Raw genomic sequence first — 13,893 nt, forward strand, 5'->3', positions numbered from 1 at the left:
TTCGCGCATTGGCTGAAAATCAGCCCGGTCTCGCACTGTTTTTTGACCATGCAGCCAAAAATTAAAGCAGACAACAGGTCGAATGCCGCCTAATCAGCCGAAGGTCTGCTCCATTTCCCTGCGAAACAGATAGGCCGGGTCGGCAGTATCGAGCGTCACATCGGACCAGGTCAGCATCTGTCCCTCGGCCACATCGCGGGTCAGCGCGACCTCACTTGCAAGGCCCAAAGGCAGGTAACCGGCCGCCAGGGATGCCGTTGCGGGGCACTGACGGCCCCAGACGGTGAAGCCGCCCTCGCCGTCCAGCATTTCGCCCGCCTTCATCGCCTTCTTGGTGGTTGCCACCACATCTGAATGAAATCCGGTGGGCGCGCCGGTCGGTTCCCTGCGCAGAGCAGCCGATGCAACGGAAACACCCAGCTCCATTCCGATCATGTGGGTCGGCCGGTAGAGGGCTGCGAACTGACCACTGTCATCTTCGAGCATGTGATACTCGGTGAAGCACTGACGCGCATAATCAGTCTCTGCCTCAATCACCACATAGGTGCCCATGGCCAGATGATGCGGCACGTCCGTGCCATCGCGGTAGAGCGACGAGGTGACTTCCGTCGTGCCGCTGCGGCTCAATGTTCCGCCGTTCTCCCTTGGCTTGCAGACGGAAGACAGCTCGAAGCGCGTCGCCGGCGGGAAGGCCAGGCCATCCTCTTGCGGCGTAAGGCCGGTGGCGTTGCAGACCGCGGTCATCTCGATGCCCGACTTGGTGCCATCCAGAAAGGAATTGAACATCTTGAGGTTTATCTGATCGGGATGATCTAGGGCCAGATAGGTGCGCAGCGTGTCCCAGACCGTGTCCGGCGTCAGGTGGTGGTAACTCGGCAGATACCGCGTCCCCTTGCCCGCGCAGACGACCTTGAACCCGCAGGTACGGGCCCAGTCCACGTGCTCGGCGATCAGTGCAGGCTGGTCCCCCCAGGCAAGCGAATAGACGAGACCGGCTGCGTCGGCGTGCTTTGCCAGCAATGGCCCAGCCAATGCGTCGGCCTCGACATTGACCATGACGATATGACGTCCGTGCCGAAACGCGGCCAGGCAATGGCGAATACCGGCGGCGGGATCACCGGTCGCGTCGATCAGAACGTCCAGACCGTCGGCTGCGATCAGGTCATCGGCGCTGTCGGTGATATAGGTCCGGCCCGACTGATAGGCCGCGGCAAAAGACGACGTGTCGGTCTGCTCGTCCGGCCAGCCGGCGCGCTTCAAGGTGGTGCGCAGGCGCTGGGGATCAAGATCGGCAATGCCGAGGATCTGGATCCCTTTTGTCAGGCGCGCCTGGGTCAGATACATGGAGCCGAACTTGCCGCCTCCGATCAGGCCGACACGAACAGGACGGCCATCCTCGGCCCTTTGGCCAAGCATGCGTGATAGGTTCATATGTGGTCCTCCCGGGCTCCGGAGGGCGGAACCCTATTCCTCCAACCCCATCGAACTCTCAACAAACTTGGCTGTCAACATGATCGGCACTGGGGTATGTCTTCGACCGAAAAACAAAAATGGCCCGTTAGATGTTCGACCTGATTTACAAGAAGCGCCTGCGCGACGACGTTGAAACCTGGGTGGAGAAAGGCTGGCTCACATCTGATGGCGCAGCCAACATCCTTGCCTCCACAGCCTTAGAAGACGGCCGATCGAAGGTGCCCATGGTGCTTGGCGGCATCGGGGTCCTGTGTATCGCGCTGGCCCTGGCGGCCTTCATTGCCGCCAACTGGGGCGCGATCCCGCGCAACGTAAAGCTCATCGGCATTATTGCCTGCGTGCTCGGCTCCCATGGTCTGGCCGCCTGGTCCGCCGCTTCGGGACGCAAGGGTCTTGCCGATCTGGCGACGGCCTTCGCAACCCTCGTCTTCGTCGGCGCGCTGGCCCTTGTCGGCCAGATTTTCCATCTTCCGACAAATTGGCCGGGTGGTGCCTTCCTGGTCTGCCTCGGCGCGTTGGCTGCAGCATGGATTGCAGGCTCCCGAACCTCGCTGATTGTTGCAGCTGTTGCAGCCATCTCCTGGCAAATCGGGCGCTCGGACATTGGAGCGACCCCCTTGCTGGAAAGCCTGATCGGCCTCGTCCTGCTGCTCGCGATCCTTGCGCATCCGGTCGTCCATCCGAACCGCCTGTGCCGCTGGGCCGCGACATCCCTGCTGCTGATCACCTTTGGCCGTTGGCTCGCGGACACGGGTGAAGCCCTCCAGGCCGGAGATTCGATCCTGTTTGCCATGGCGATTGCCGGTTTTGCCGGACTGGCCGCCTCCCTTGTCCAGCTTGGCCAGATCGGCGAACTTCTGGTCAAATGGTCGGACTATTATCCGCAAAGGAGCCACGGTCGCTGGCTGCTGGCGAGCTGCCTGCAGGATGTGGGCGTTGCGCTGCTCTGCGGCCTGCTGGTCTTTGTGCTGCTCTTCCACTCGGAGTTCGGCCATGCCCCGCTCTGGAGCCCGCTGACGACTGCGCCGGTCGTCCTGACGGTCGGGCTGGCGATTGCCATGAACGCTGCCGGTTTTCTCCTCTCCTTCAAGACCGGTAAATCAAGGGTCTTGTTCGCAGCAGTGCTCCTCGCTCTCCTGGCGGCTCTGATCCCGGTGATTTCACCCAATATTGTCCTTGTCGCCGCCCTGAACCTTTCAGCGCTGGTCGCGATCAGTCTGATGGGCACGCTCCACAACAACAGTTTCTGGACGCTATGCGGCTATGCCGGCCTGACAGCTGCCGTTCTCTGGCTTCTTGACGTCACTGTCGGGAGCCTCCTCGGACAATCGGTCTTCTTCCTGATCGCAGGCGTGGTTCTGCTCGGCCTCGCCTTTGCCGTCACACGCATGTTGCGGCGTCGAGCGCCCCAGCAAGCCACTGCCCAGGAGGCACGGTCATGACCAGCGCATCCATAACACAGTCACCCGACGAGACGACCGTCCGCTCACTCTGGCAATCGCCCTGGCTGAAATGGGGGATCCTGGCCCTGATCCAGCTGGCGTTCATTGCCATCCCCCTTGCCGATCGCCTGAACGTGCAGATGACCGGCACCGAAGTGACGCTTGAGGTTCGGCCGATCGATCCACGTGACCTCCTGCGCGGCGACTACGTCATCATCAACCTTGCCATCACGCGCCTGGACGCCGGTCTTGCGAAATCCGGCGAGACCCTCTCATCGGGCGACAAGGTCTATGTGGGTGTGGACGCAGATGGAGATGGGCTCAGTCAACCGACCCTGATCACGGCGAACCGATCAGTGGCAGGGCCATTGGCCATTGCCGGTATCGTTCGCTCCGTCTCCGATGCGACGGTGGTGGTCGACTATGATCTGGATGCCTTTTATGTGCCCGAGGGCACCGGGCTTGAGATCGAGCGCATGGACAGCTCCCGCATTCGGCTTGTGGCGCGTGTCGCCGACGATGGCCGTTCCTTGCCGGTCAGGCTGCTTGTCGACGGTCAGCCCTTCAAGTCCGAGCAGGCGTTTTAAGGGTCGGACGGTCAGCCGCCCGCCGTTTCACCGGCCTGGGTTGCTTGAAGGCATCGGCAAGGAAATCGAACACCAGCCGGATCCGGCGGCTTGTGTTCAGCTCCCGGTGCGTGACAAGCCACAGGGGATAACGGAAAGGGTCGATCCCGGGAAACAGGCGCTCGACATCCGGACAGCGCTCGGCGATATCGTCGGCCATGATGCCGATGCCCAGGCCTTCGCGCACCATCTGCCAGGCAACATTGCCGTCAGCGGAGTTGCAGATGATATTGGCACTGGTCACGGGCACACCGCTGCGGTTCAGATGGTCCAGCAACACGCCATCGTCGACAAAGCCGACCAGCGCGTGGGACGCCATGTCCTCAAAGGTCTCCGGGCGTCCATGTTCAGCCAGGTACCGGGGCGAGGCATAGAAACTGGCGCACATTTCGCGGATCAGGCGGGCAATCAATTCCGGATGGTCCGGACGCACATGGCGCAGGGCAATATCGGCTTCGCGCTGGCGCAAGTCACTCAGCGCGTTGGACGCCAGCACTTCAATGTGGATGCCCGGTTCCCGCCGGCGCAGTTCGCCGATGAGCTCCGGCAGCAGGTAGGCCGCCATCAGGTCGCTGGCGGAAATGCAGACCTTGCCATCGCTCGACTGGGCCTGACCCGATGCGGCCAGCGAGAGACAGCGCGCCGCTTCTGCCATGCCTCTGACGTGGTCCAGCAGATCGGTGCCGAAAGGTGTCAGTTTCAGAGATCTGCCAACCCTTTCGAACAGGACAACGCCCAACTCCGCCTCAAGCGCTGCCACCTGCCGTCCAAGGGTCGGCTGGGTCAACCCAAGGACACGGGCCGCAGCTGAAAAAGAGCCCTCTTCAGCGGTGGCAAGGAATGCCCGCGCGTTGTTCCAGTCAAAAGAGATAGCCTGCCAATTCATGCAAATATGTATATCACGTCTTCATTTTTCCGCAATTTCGCGAAGGGATTGCGTCCGCTACCTATTCAATATCTTATGAACAGCCTGTGAGCCGAGCCCGCATGACCTCAAGCGCCCCCTTCTGGGACAAACTTGCCCGTCGCTACGCCAAGACGCCAATCAAGGATCAGGCCGGCTATGAGCGGTGGCTGGCCCGGGTGCGTGAGCACCTTGGCCCAGAAAGCAACGTTCTGGAAGTCGGCTGCGGCACCGGATCGACAGCTCTGCTGCTTGCGCCCACGGTGAAATCCTATCTGTCCACCGACTTTGCCGCCGGGATGATCGAGATCGCAAACGAGAAGCTCGCGCAGGAGCCGCAGGCCAATCTGCGCTTTGTGCAGGCAGATCCCTTCGACGAGCGTTTGGCACCGGCAGCCAATGGCGCCGACGGCGGCTATGACGCGGTGCTCGCCTTCAACTTCCTGCATCTGACAGAAGATCCCGCCGCCACAACCAGGCGACTGACGCAGCTTGTGAAACCGGGCGGCCTGCTGATCACAAAGACCGTCTGCCTCGGTCACAAGAAGATCCTTTTCGGCCCGCTGGTCTGGGCACTGCGCCTTTTCGGCAAGGCACCGACGGTGCGCTTCATGACCACTGGCGATGTGGATGATCTGATGACGGCGAATGGCCTGGACCTCATCGAGACCATCACCTTTCCGAAAATCCCGAGCCAATTCGTCGTCGCGCACAAACCCGCCCTCTGAGCGTTTCAATTGAAAACCCGCCGACCGGCGGGTTTTCCTGCCCTCTTCTACCGCTTGGCTTTGACCTTGCCGGTGAAGATGCCTATAGCTCCGCCAATTCCCAGGTGCGCTGGCTCATGATCCGTGCGCCTCATTATGATTGGCGACAATGACCGATACCGTGCTTGAAACCCTGATGCTGCCTCTTGATGAAGGCATGCTTGGCCTTTCTGATGGCGACAAGGCCCTGTTCTTGCGCGCCAGGATGGGCCGGGAACTTCGAACGATCCCCGCCGCAGTGCTCACGTGCGAGCAAAGCTTCGCGCCAGACCGCGATGCTCTGGACCAGGCCGGCTACAAGGTTGTCGCCGAAACAGACGAGACGGGTTTTTCGCTCGTCCTTGCCTTGCCGACCCGGCAGAGGCAGGAATCGCGTGCCTTGCTTGCACGCGCTGTTAAAAAGGCCGCAGCCGGCGGCATTGTTCTGGCCTGCGCGCCCAACACCGAAGGCGCAAAGACCGCCGAGGCTGATCTCGACGCGCTGGCCGGCCTGACCGGCAAACTGTCAAAGAACAAATGCCGCGTCTTCTGGGCAACCGTGTCGCCGGGCACGATCAACACCGCACTGCTCGACGAATGGCTTCAGCTGGACGCACCGCGCGAGATCCTGGAGGGGGCCTATTTCAGCAGGCCAGGTATTTTCGCGTGGGACCGGATCGACGCCGCCTCCAAACTGCTGACCGACAACCTGCCCGAGACACTTGCGGGCAAGGGCGCGGATCTGGGCTGCGGCTTTGCCTATCTCGCCCGTACCGTTCTGGAACGCGCGCCGGGCGTTGCGGCCATGGACCTTTACGAAGCAGAAAAACGCGCGCTCGACCTGGCCGAGCAGAACCTTGCTGCCTTCAAGGGCAAGAAAGTGCTCAATGGCATCTGGTCGGACGTCACAAAGGGCATCGAAGGCCCCTATGATTTCATCGTCTCCAATCCGCCGTTCCACCAGACCGGCAAGGCCGACCGCTCGGATGTGGGCCAGGCCTTCATCCGGACAGCGGCGGGCGGATTGCGCAGCGGCGGCACCTTCTACATGGTCGCCAACCGCCACCTGCCCTATGAGGCGACGCTGAACGACGTCTTCGGCGTGGTCGAAATGATCGCCGATGAAGGTGGCTACAAGGTCATCCGCGCGATCAAGCGGAAGGGCAAGTGACATGCGCCTGGTCAAACTCATCGCGAACCTCGGCTACGGCAGCCGCAAGGAAATCCAGACCGCGATCAAGCACGGCTGGGTGACCGACCGGGACGGCAACACGCTCAAGGCCGATGCCAAGACGGCCCATGAAGACATCCTGTTCGATGATGAACCTCTGGACCCGGCTGTCGGCATGGTGGTCCTGATGAACAAGCCGCTCGGCTACACATGTTCGACGAAGGATCAGGGCAAGCTGGTCTATGACCTGCTGCCTGACCGCTTCAGGGTCCGCAAGCCTGCCCTGTCGACGATCGGACGGCTCGACAAGGAAACCTCGGGCGCCCTGCTTTTCACCGACGATGGCGATCTGCTGCACCGGGTGATCTCGCCAAAGGCCGATGTGCCCAAGATCTACGAGGCCGAGCTCGACCGCCCCCTGAACGGCTCTGAAGCAACGCTCTTTGCCTCCGGCGAGATGATGCTGGAAAATGAGCACAAGCCGCTGAAACCGGCTGAACTTGAAGTCCTTGATGACACCCATGTGCGCCTCACCCTGCACGAGGGCCGCTATCATCAGGTCCGCCGCATGTTCGCCGCCGCCGGCAACCACGTGACCGCCCTCACCCGCACCCATATCGGCAGGCTTGGTCTCGACGGCGTGTCCGAGGGCGAATGGATGCTTCTGGACGAGGACCAGCTCGCAAAGATCTTCGCCTGACGGCGCTGGTCACCTCCCTGGCTGGCAGCTCGCGCAAATGTTATTGGTCTGCGACGGCACCGGGTGATCAACAGATACGATCTCATCATCTGGATTTGCCAGCACCAAAGGATCTGCAATGACAACGGCCAAGCCGCACGTAGGCGCACCAATTGAACCGACCAGCTTTCCGTCTCTTTCGGGAGATACGATCTCTATCGGCCAACCCAAGGACCGCTGGACCATGCTGTTTGTCTATCGTGGCAAGCATTGCCCGCGGTGCAAGCGCTACCTGAACAAGCTCAACGCCGTCCTGCCGGCCTGGACCGAGGTCATGGACGTCCTCGTTGTTTCCGCCGACACAAAAGAAAAGGCACAGGCGGATATGGACGAATTCGGCTGGGATTTCGATCTCTGCTACGGCATGAGCGAAGCGCAGATGCGAGCGCTCGGCCTTTACGTCTCCGAACCGCTGTCTGAGGCCGAAACCACCGAAAACTTCGCAGAGCCCGGCGCCTTTGCCATCCGCCCTGATGGAACGCTCATGCTGGTGGATATTTCCAACGGCCCTGCCGCCCGGCCCGACCTTGAAGAGCTGCTTGACGGCATGATCTTCAACATCACCAACAACCGCCCGGTCAGAGGCACGGCGTAACTCACTCACCCACCCTGCCTTCCCTGCGAAGGCAGGGTGGGTGAGTGGGCCGCGAGGGAGGTAGAGCTGCATCGCGCGGCGAAGCGGCGAGGTGTAGCCTCGCGCGCTTTGCTGCCGCCCTCTTCAGGCGCTTTTGCGGATGTCGGTGTCCGGGAGCTCTATGTCGATGCCCAGGGTCGTCGTGTCGCCGGTGCGGTCCATTTCCAGATGCACCGCATCCGGATCGATGTTGATGTGGCGCGCAACGACGGCCAGGATATCCTCGCGCAGGGAGGAGATCAGCTTGGCGTCGGAGGAGGAGTTGCCGCCACGTTCGTGCTCGAGAAGGATCTTCAGGCGGTTCTTGGCGACGGAGGCGCTGTCATCGCGCCTGCCGAAGAAGGCCATGATGTTCATGCAGCCCTCCCCCTGAAGAGCTTGCCAAGCAGACCCTTCTTCTCGGAGGGAATCGTGACCGGAATGTCTTCTCCCAGAAGCCGCTGGGTGGCCTCGATATAGGCCTTGGCCGCCGGCGATGCCTCGTCCGACAGAGTGACCGGAAGGCCAACGTTGGACGCCTTCAGCACGTCGCGGCTTTCAGGCACAACCCCGATCAGCGGCACGGACAGAATATCGACCACATCATCGACCGCGAGCATGTCGCCGAGCTTTGCCCGCTCCACGTCATAGCGCGTGATCAGCAGGTGCTTTGGCATGCGTCCACCGTCTTCGGCAACCACGGTCTTGGAATCCAGAAGACCGATGATCCGGTCGCAGTCACGCACGGAAGAGACTTCCGGGTTGGAGACGATGATCGCCTCATCCGCATAGCGCATGGCCAGGGTCGCGCCGCGCTCGATGCCGGCCGGACTGTCGCAAACGATCCAGTCGAAATACATGCGCAGCTCGTTGATGACGCTGGCGACACCCTCGTCGGTGAGCGCGTCCTTGTCGCGGGTCTGGGAGGCCGGCAGCAGGTAGAGATTGTCCAGCTTCTTGTCTCGGACCAGCGCCTGCTTGATCGAGGCTTCGCCGCGCACGACGTTGACGAGGTCAAAGACCACCCGGCGTTCGGCGCCCATAATCAGGTCCAGGTTGCGCAGGCCGACGTCGAAGTCGACCGCGCATACCTTGTATCCCTGTTTGGCCAGCGCAGAGGCAATGGCGGCGGTCGAGGTCGTCTTGCCGACGCCGCCCTTGCCCGAAGTGACCACGATGACTGTGGCGTTGCTCATGGTGTGCTTTCCTGTTTTCCAATTTTCCCGGTGCGACCCCGGAAAACCCTTTGATCGGCGACTGTTCAGGCCAGCGGCTCGAAGATCAGTTTCTCGTTTTCGAACCTGATCTGGGCCGCCTTGCTCAGAACGTCGCCGCTAAAATCATCTGCGATCTGGTAGAGACCGTTGATCGAGACCAGTTCGGCGTCCAGCTTTGTGCAGAAGATCCGTGCATTGTCGTTGCCAGACACGCCAGCCAGAGCCCGGCCGCGCAGGGCGCCGTAGACATGGATAGACCCGCCCGCAATGACCTCGGCGCCAGAGGAGACCGATCCGAGGATCGTCACATCGCCCGCCGGATGCATGACGCTCTGACCCGAGCGCACGGGCTCGGTGATGACGATGGACTGGCCGTCCGGAGCAGGCCCGGTCGCCACTCTTATCGGCTCTTCCGAAGCGCCCTCGGTCTTGCCGTTCTTCCCATTCCTGGCTGATGCCTGTGTGCCTTTGGCCTTTGGCGCCTCAGGCTTGTCCTCTTCAGCTTCATCAGATGTTCCGGGCTGGGGATCGGGCACCTCTACGTCGGACGCCAGACGCCCGCCGCCGAAGCTTGGCGGCATGCCCGGTTTCAGGCGCGTGCCGGAAACCCCATCGATGCCCATGACGCGGATGGAGCGCTCGGCGAGACCTGCAAGCAGCTCTTCCAGGTCCTCGATCGGCATCTTCCGGCCGCGCACATCCAGAATGATCGGCCGATCGATAAAGAAGCCGGGCGTGCGGGAGATGATCCGGTCAAGCTCGGCAAACCACGCGTCGGAGGGCGTCTCCGGCGTGAGAACGATGGCGATAAAGGACTTACCCTTGAACTTCATAAGGGGCTCGTGGCGCTTTCAAGGCTGGAGACACGCGGTCTGTTTCTGATCTTATAGAGGTATCATTCCTGGCGCGGGACAATTAGGCGGCGCGCTGTTTTCCACTGTTAATGGCTGCAAAACCGGCCAGGAACGCAAATTGGACAAATCAGGAACCTGCCGACAAAGAGCCCCGGACGAGCGGCAGATGGGGCGGAAACGCAACTGCAACAATCACCTAGCCCTATCGGCGAACTCCGTGACCCCAAAGTACGCCGACCTCATGTTTTTGAGCCGTTTTGCCGCGAAACGACGCGCGGGCTGAAGAATCGCACGGCCCCGCAGGGAATCGGTGCGTCGAAAAACCAGACGATAAAAGCTCACGCTGACGGCGCATGAAGCTCCTCGGCAAGGGATCTGATTTCCGCCATTGCCCAGAGGCAGCGGGTCGGCAGGAGGCGCCCTGCCCGGCGGATCAGCCACAGCTCCTGATGGACCGGATGGCGCAAGGCCGCGATCTGCAGCGACGCCGGCCCGGCAAAGCCATCGATGCCACTGCGGGGCAAGATGGTATAGCCGGCACCGGCTGCCACGAGCGCCGGGATCTGGCTGATCTGGTTGACAAAACCACGCCGGCGCAGGGCCTGGGCACTTTGAAAGCCGTCGAAATTTTCCGGCATCAGCATCTCAGCATAAGCTGCGCCATCTGGATGGTCGACGAAGCCCATCTCCTGCAGCTCCTCCAGATCCGGCGTGGTGGAGCCCGCACCCGATGGCAAGGCAAGACAGAGATTTTCAACGCCGATCTTCTCAGCCTCCAGCCGGGTCTGCCGCGGATCCCGGCTCACGACCCCGAGGTCCAGCCGTCCGGCGGCAACGGCTTCAATCACCCGTGACTGGGGCGCGGCCTCCAGCGTCACGATCAACTCTCGCGCAGCGACCAGATGCGGCAGCAAGCGGCGGTAAAGCACCGTGGCGAAACTGCCAGAGGCGCCAATGCCGACGGCCCCGACATCCGGTCGATCCTCGCCAATACGTTCCAGCAGCGCCTGCTCCTCGGCCTGCCGCACCCGCGCATGGTCCCTGAGAGCGTTGCCGGCATCGGTCAGAACGATGGTCTTGCCGATGCGCTGAACCAGCGGCACACCGACCGCGGCCTCAAGCTTGGCCAGATGCTGGGACACCCCGGGCTGGGTCATGTTCAAGCGCGCCGCCGTGCGGGTGAAGCTCGCTTCTTCGGCAAGGGTCACAAACGTCTCGAGCCAGGTCGCATTCAGCATGATCAAAACTTTTTGTTATGATATCTATTAATTATAATAATTTTTTATTCTGAACCTCAATCCCTAAATTGCAGCTATCGCAACGCCAAGGAGGTCCAGGATGACACCCTATCCCAAGAGCTTTTCACACATCGGACTGTCGGTTCCCGATCTCGACGCCGCCGTCAAATTCTATTCCGAAACACTCGGCTTCTATCTGATCATGCCGCCGACGGAGATCACGGAAGACGACAGCGACATCGGCCGCATGTGCACCGACGTCTTCGGCGAAGGCTGGGGGAGCCTGCGCATTGCGCATATGTCCACATCCGACCGGATCGGGATCGAGATCTTCGAATTCAAGGGCAACCGCGCCCCTGCGGACAAGCTCGACTACCGCACCACCGGTCTGTTTCACTTCTGCATCCAGGATCCGGACGTCGAGGGCCTGACCAAGAAGATTGTCGCAGCAGGCGGAAAACAGCGCATGCCGGTTCGAGAATATTTCCCGGACGAGAAGCCCTATCGCATGGTCTATGTGGAAGATCCGTTCGGCATCGTGTTTGAAATCTACAGCCACGGCTATGAGCTGACCTATTCGGCCGGCGCCTACGAGCACTGAGGCACCTGGATCCCTGGCTGCATCGGCGCCTTCCCCGCCGTTCGGCCAGGTTTTCCGCCATTCAGGACAGCGCCCGCAGACCGCCCGGAGAACCTCCGCAGGACTGCGTCCCCATTGGCGAAATGACCCCTGCGGCGCGTTTAACCAGCGAACAACTTAACCACCAATCTGTTATCGGCTCGACTTTCGCCATATTGCAGTGCAATATTGAAGCGTGAACGGAGAGAACCGGTGCAAACCATGAGCAACTTCAAGGCTATTATTGACCTTTTCGGACTTTCGGCCGAAGAGGCTGCGGTATACCTGAAGGCTGAACCTGCCGATATCGTTCGCTGGTGCACAACGAACGACAGCCCGCCGATCGAGGTCTGGCAGGCGGTGGTGACCTTGTTCGACACCATTCGCTTTGCTGCCGAAGACGCGGCCAAGGCAACGGATCTGGACGACCTTGAGGCGACCGACCTCAACGGCCTGTCCTTTCCCCCGCCGGCCCGGCTGGCCGCAAACGCCAACGGCCCGCTCAAGGGTCCGGAGCGCACGGCAAGAGCCATGGCCGTCGCATCGCTGGCCCGCGTCTTCGTCTAAGCGCATACTGATCTGAAACTTGAGTCTAGGCCGGACAGTCAACGCGGCAGAAAAATGCTGCGGTTCTATCTAAGGGGCCGCGGCAGGTCCTAGAGCGACACCGGCCGCTAGTTTCGCCGTATTTTATCTTCGGGAAAAGTGGTGCCCGGAGGCGGATTCGAACCACCGACACGCGGATTTTCAATCCCCCTCTGAGAACACTGATAGTTCAACAGGCGCAACACCTTAGATAACCCGACGATCAGCCCTGTCACACTGGTGTCACAGGAGATGATCAATGGCGACCATTCGGAAGCGCGGGAATAAATGGCAAGTGCAGGTACGGCGCAAAGGTGCCCAGCCACAAAACAAGTCGTTTGCTTCGCGTAAAGACGCGGAGAAATGGGCACGGCAAGTCGAAAGTAATATCGACCTAGGCAAGCCTATTGAGGCGGCGACCTTCGCCGACGTCACTCTTGGCACTCTGCTTGAGAAGTATGAGCGCGAAATCACTCCATCGAAAAAAGGACGAGCGGTAGAAGAGCGTAGACTATCACGTCTGCGACGGGACCGGATTGCCACCACTCCGATTGCCTATCTTGACGCTCCTACCCTTTGCAAGTTTCGGGACCGACGCAACAAAGATGGCCTTAGAGCCAGCCAATACGATCTGGTGCTGATCAGGCACGCGATCGAAATCGCAAGGAAAGAATGGGGTGTGATGCTCCCACTAAATCCGGATACCGATGGGGATCAAATCGCGAAACCGCCGTCTTGAACACGGCGAGTACGAGGCTCTGCGTGAAGCTGCGAAACATAGTCGTTCGCCTTTCCTCTGGCCTGCAATCGAACTAGCGATTGAAACCGCTATGCGCCGAGGAGAATTGCTAAAGCTGATTTGGACCAACGTCGACCTGGACAACAACCTTGCACTACTGCCAGACACCAAGAATGGGCATCCACGACAAGTTCCGTTAACAACGTCTGCTCAGACAACCTTGACGCAGCTCCCCCGCTGCAATGAACGGGTTTTGCCAACTACCGACACCGCACTCCGGCAGGCTTGGGATAGGCTTGTAGATCGAGCCGGTATAAGTAACCTTCGTTTTCATGATCTTAGGCATGAAGCGGTCAGCCGTTTTTTTGAGAGAGGACTGAACGTTGCCGAAGTCGCATTGATCAGTGGCCACAAAGACCCACGCATGCTTTTTCGATACACGCATCTAAAATCGCACGATGTGGCTGCGAAATTGTCCGCGCTCGACGCCGCCTAACTATTCATTTTGGAGATAATAAAATGCTTATGAGGACCTTAGGCTCGATTGCTCAATGGATTGTCTTAGCAACCTTTTGGCTACCCCTAACAACTCCGCTATCGCATGCGGCTTCGGGCGTTCCGAAGTTTCGTTCCTTTAGCGTAGATGTATATCGAGGCCCGGTTAGCACCCCTAACCTTTCATCGCATAGCTACGCCAGAGATTATCGAACCCGACTTCGAAATGCCGCCAAAGGCCGTGTAAATTTCGCTGGTCATTACATACTAACTTCTTGGGGCTGCGGAACAACTTGCGTGATGAGTGTGACCTGCCACGGGATTTTTCCTCCACTGTCGATTAGAGTCCGACCCAATTTGAGGACGGACAATGAAGCGAACAAGATTCACGGACGAGCAGATCATCGGGATCCTCGCCGAGCATGAGGCGGG

At 60.3% G+C, this 13,893-nt stretch carries 16 protein-coding genes; 10 read left to right on the plus strand and 6 right to left on the minus strand.

The genetic code is table 11. The annotated features are described in order from the left end of the window. Positions 1-93: 93 nt before the first annotated feature. On the minus strand, positions 94-1,431 hold the full coding sequence (locus tag IG617_RS21225) for an NAD(P)H-dependent oxidoreductase (RefSeq protein ID WP_192111246.1): 1,338 nt from the start codon (positions 1,429-1,431) through the stop codon (positions 94-96). A gap of 131 nt (positions 1,432-1,562) precedes the next feature. On the opposite strand from IG617_RS21225, the gene IG617_RS21230 reads away from it, so the two are divergent. Beyond that, positions 1,563-2,915, plus strand: coding sequence for a DUF2157 domain-containing protein (locus IG617_RS21230; RefSeq protein WP_192111247.1), 1,353 nt, complete (start codon positions 1,563-1,565; stop codon positions 2,913-2,915). Beyond that, positions 2,912-3,502, plus strand: coding sequence for a GDYXXLXY domain-containing protein (locus IG617_RS21235; protein ID WP_192111248.1), 591 nt, complete (start codon positions 2,912-2,914; stop codon positions 3,500-3,502). Before IG617_RS21230 ends, IG617_RS21235 begins: the two co-directional genes overlap by 4 nt. On the opposite strand, the gene IG617_RS21240 is transcribed toward IG617_RS21235, so the two are convergent. After that, the gene (locus IG617_RS21240; protein WP_192111249.1) at positions 3,480-4,427 is read right to left on the minus strand and encodes a LysR family transcriptional regulator; all 948 of its coding nucleotides are present in this window, start codon (positions 4,425-4,427) and stop codon (positions 3,480-3,482) included. The genes IG617_RS21235 and IG617_RS21240 overlap by 23 nt on opposite strands. Before the next feature lie 101 nt (positions 4,428-4,528). On the opposite strand from IG617_RS21240, the gene IG617_RS21245 reads away from it, so the two are divergent. From IG617_RS21245 to IG617_RS21260, 4 genes are all read left to right on the plus strand, one after another. Then, complete coding sequence (locus IG617_RS21245; protein WP_192111250.1) at positions 4,529-5,173, plus strand: class I SAM-dependent methyltransferase; 645 nt, start codon at positions 4,529-4,531, stop codon at positions 5,171-5,173. 148 nt (positions 5,174-5,321) lie between these two features. Further along, entirely contained in the window at positions 5,322-6,362 is a 1,041-nt protein-coding gene (locus IG617_RS21250; protein WP_192111251.1) for a class I SAM-dependent methyltransferase, read from the plus strand. A 1-nt stretch (position 6,363) separates the two neighbouring features. Further along, the gene (locus IG617_RS21255) at positions 6,364-7,062 is read left to right on the plus strand and encodes a pseudouridine synthase (RefSeq protein WP_192111252.1); all 699 of its coding nucleotides are present in this window, start codon (positions 6,364-6,366) and stop codon (positions 7,060-7,062) included. Between the two features lie 118 nt (positions 7,063-7,180). Continuing rightward, the gene (locus tag IG617_RS21260) at positions 7,181-7,696 is read left to right on the plus strand and encodes a redoxin domain-containing protein (RefSeq protein ID WP_192111253.1); all 516 of its coding nucleotides are present in this window, start codon (positions 7,181-7,183) and stop codon (positions 7,694-7,696) included. A 123-nt stretch (positions 7,697-7,819) separates the two neighbouring features. On the opposite strand, the gene minE is transcribed toward IG617_RS21260, so the two are convergent. The 4 genes from minE to IG617_RS21280 form a co-directional block, all read right to left on the minus strand. Further along, positions 7,820-8,092, minus strand: a complete 273-nt coding sequence (gene minE, locus IG617_RS21265) for a cell division topological specificity factor MinE (protein WP_153771118.1) — start codon at positions 8,090-8,092, stop codon at positions 7,820-7,822. After that, positions 8,089-8,910: a septum site-determining protein MinD gene (minD, locus tag IG617_RS21270; RefSeq protein ID WP_192111254.1), complete on the minus strand. Its 822-nt coding sequence runs from the start codon at positions 8,908-8,910 to the stop codon at positions 8,089-8,091. The genes minE and minD overlap by 4 nt, the downstream gene beginning before the upstream one ends. Positions 8,911-8,975: 65 nt before the next feature. Continuing rightward, on the minus strand, positions 8,976-9,764 hold the full coding sequence (gene minC / locus IG617_RS21275) for a septum site-determining protein MinC (RefSeq protein ID WP_192111255.1): 789 nt from the start codon (positions 9,762-9,764) through the stop codon (positions 8,976-8,978). 359 nt (positions 9,765-10,123) lie between these two features. Further along, positions 10,124-11,023, minus strand: coding sequence for a LysR family transcriptional regulator (locus tag IG617_RS21280; protein ID WP_192111256.1), 900 nt, complete (start codon positions 11,021-11,023; stop codon positions 10,124-10,126). 100 nt (positions 11,024-11,123) lie between these two features. Here IG617_RS21280 and IG617_RS21285 point away from each other — a divergent pair, with 100 nt between their 5' ends. The 4 genes from IG617_RS21285 (at position 11,124) to IG617_RS21975 (ending at position 13,462) form a co-directional block, all read left to right on the plus strand. Continuing rightward, positions 11,124-11,624: a lactoylglutathione lyase family protein gene (locus tag IG617_RS21285; RefSeq protein ID WP_192111257.1), complete on the plus strand. Its 501-nt coding sequence runs from the start codon at positions 11,124-11,126 to the stop codon at positions 11,622-11,624. Positions 11,625-11,864: 240 nt separating this feature from the next. Beyond that, positions 11,865-12,209 (plus strand): hypothetical protein, encoded by a 345-nt coding sequence (locus IG617_RS21290; RefSeq protein WP_153771111.1) that lies wholly within the window; start codon positions 11,865-11,867, stop codon positions 12,207-12,209. Between the two features lie 277 nt (positions 12,210-12,486). Further along, positions 12,487-12,966, plus strand: coding sequence for a hypothetical protein (locus IG617_RS21500; protein WP_209008674.1), 480 nt, complete (start codon positions 12,487-12,489; stop codon positions 12,964-12,966). Continuing rightward, positions 12,935-13,462, plus strand: a complete 528-nt coding sequence (locus IG617_RS21975; RefSeq protein ID WP_209008675.1) for a site-specific integrase — start codon at positions 12,935-12,937, stop codon at positions 13,460-13,462. The genes IG617_RS21500 and IG617_RS21975 overlap by 32 nt, the downstream gene beginning before the upstream one ends. Positions 13,463-13,893 lie beyond the last annotated feature (431 nt).

The organism is Roseibium polysiphoniae (assembly GCF_014842925.1).
Classification (GTDB): domain Bacteria; phylum Pseudomonadota; class Alphaproteobacteria; order Rhizobiales; family Stappiaceae; genus Roseibium; species Roseibium polysiphoniae.

Excerpts from the sequence above, each read along its gene's own strand:
- IG617_RS21975 (WP_209008675.1), top strand. The coding sequence starts at position 12,935 with ATGGGGATCAAATCGCGAAACCGCCGTCTTGAACACGGCGAGTACGAG.
- IG617_RS21255 (WP_192111252.1), top strand. The coding sequence starts at position 6,364 with ATGCGCCTGGTCAAACTCATCGCGAACCTCGGCTACGGCAGCCGCAAG.
- IG617_RS21290 (WP_153771111.1), top strand. The coding sequence starts at position 11,865 with ATGAGCAACTTCAAGGCTATTATTGACCTTTTCGGACTTTCGGCCGAA.
- minE (WP_153771118.1), bottom strand. The coding sequence starts at position 8,092 with ATGAACATCATGGCCTTCTTCGGCAGGCGCGATGACAGCGCCTCCGTC.
- IG617_RS21235 (WP_192111248.1), top strand. The coding sequence starts at position 2,912 with ATGACCAGCGCATCCATAACACAGTCACCCGACGAGACGACCGTCCGC.
- IG617_RS21250 (WP_192111251.1), top strand. The coding sequence starts at position 5,322 with ATGACCGATACCGTGCTTGAAACCCTGATGCTGCCTCTTGATGAAGGC.
- IG617_RS21280 (WP_192111256.1), bottom strand. The coding sequence starts at position 11,023 with ATGCTGAATGCGACCTGGCTCGAGACGTTTGTGACCCTTGCCGAAGAA.
- IG617_RS21500 (WP_209008674.1), top strand. The coding sequence starts at position 12,487 with ATGGCGACCATTCGGAAGCGCGGGAATAAATGGCAAGTGCAGGTACGG.
- IG617_RS21285 (WP_192111257.1), top strand. The coding sequence starts at position 11,124 with ATGACACCCTATCCCAAGAGCTTTTCACACATCGGACTGTCGGTTCCC.
- IG617_RS21230 (WP_192111247.1), top strand. The coding sequence starts at position 1,563 with ATGTTCGACCTGATTTACAAGAAGCGCCTGCGCGACGACGTTGAAACC.
- IG617_RS21240 (WP_192111249.1), bottom strand. The coding sequence starts at position 4,427 with ATGAATTGGCAGGCTATCTCTTTTGACTGGAACAACGCGCGGGCATTC.
- IG617_RS21225 (WP_192111246.1), bottom strand. The coding sequence starts at position 1,431 with ATGAACCTATCACGCATGCTTGGCCAAAGGGCCGAGGATGGCCGTCCT.
- IG617_RS21260 (WP_192111253.1), top strand. The coding sequence starts at position 7,181 with ATGACAACGGCCAAGCCGCACGTAGGCGCACCAATTGAACCGACCAGC.
- minC (WP_192111255.1), bottom strand. The coding sequence starts at position 9,764 with ATGAAGTTCAAGGGTAAGTCCTTTATCGCCATCGTTCTCACGCCGGAG.
- minD (WP_192111254.1), bottom strand. The coding sequence starts at position 8,910 with ATGAGCAACGCCACAGTCATCGTGGTCACTTCGGGCAAGGGCGGCGTC.
- IG617_RS21245 (WP_192111250.1), top strand. The coding sequence starts at position 4,529 with ATGACCTCAAGCGCCCCCTTCTGGGACAAACTTGCCCGTCGCTACGCC.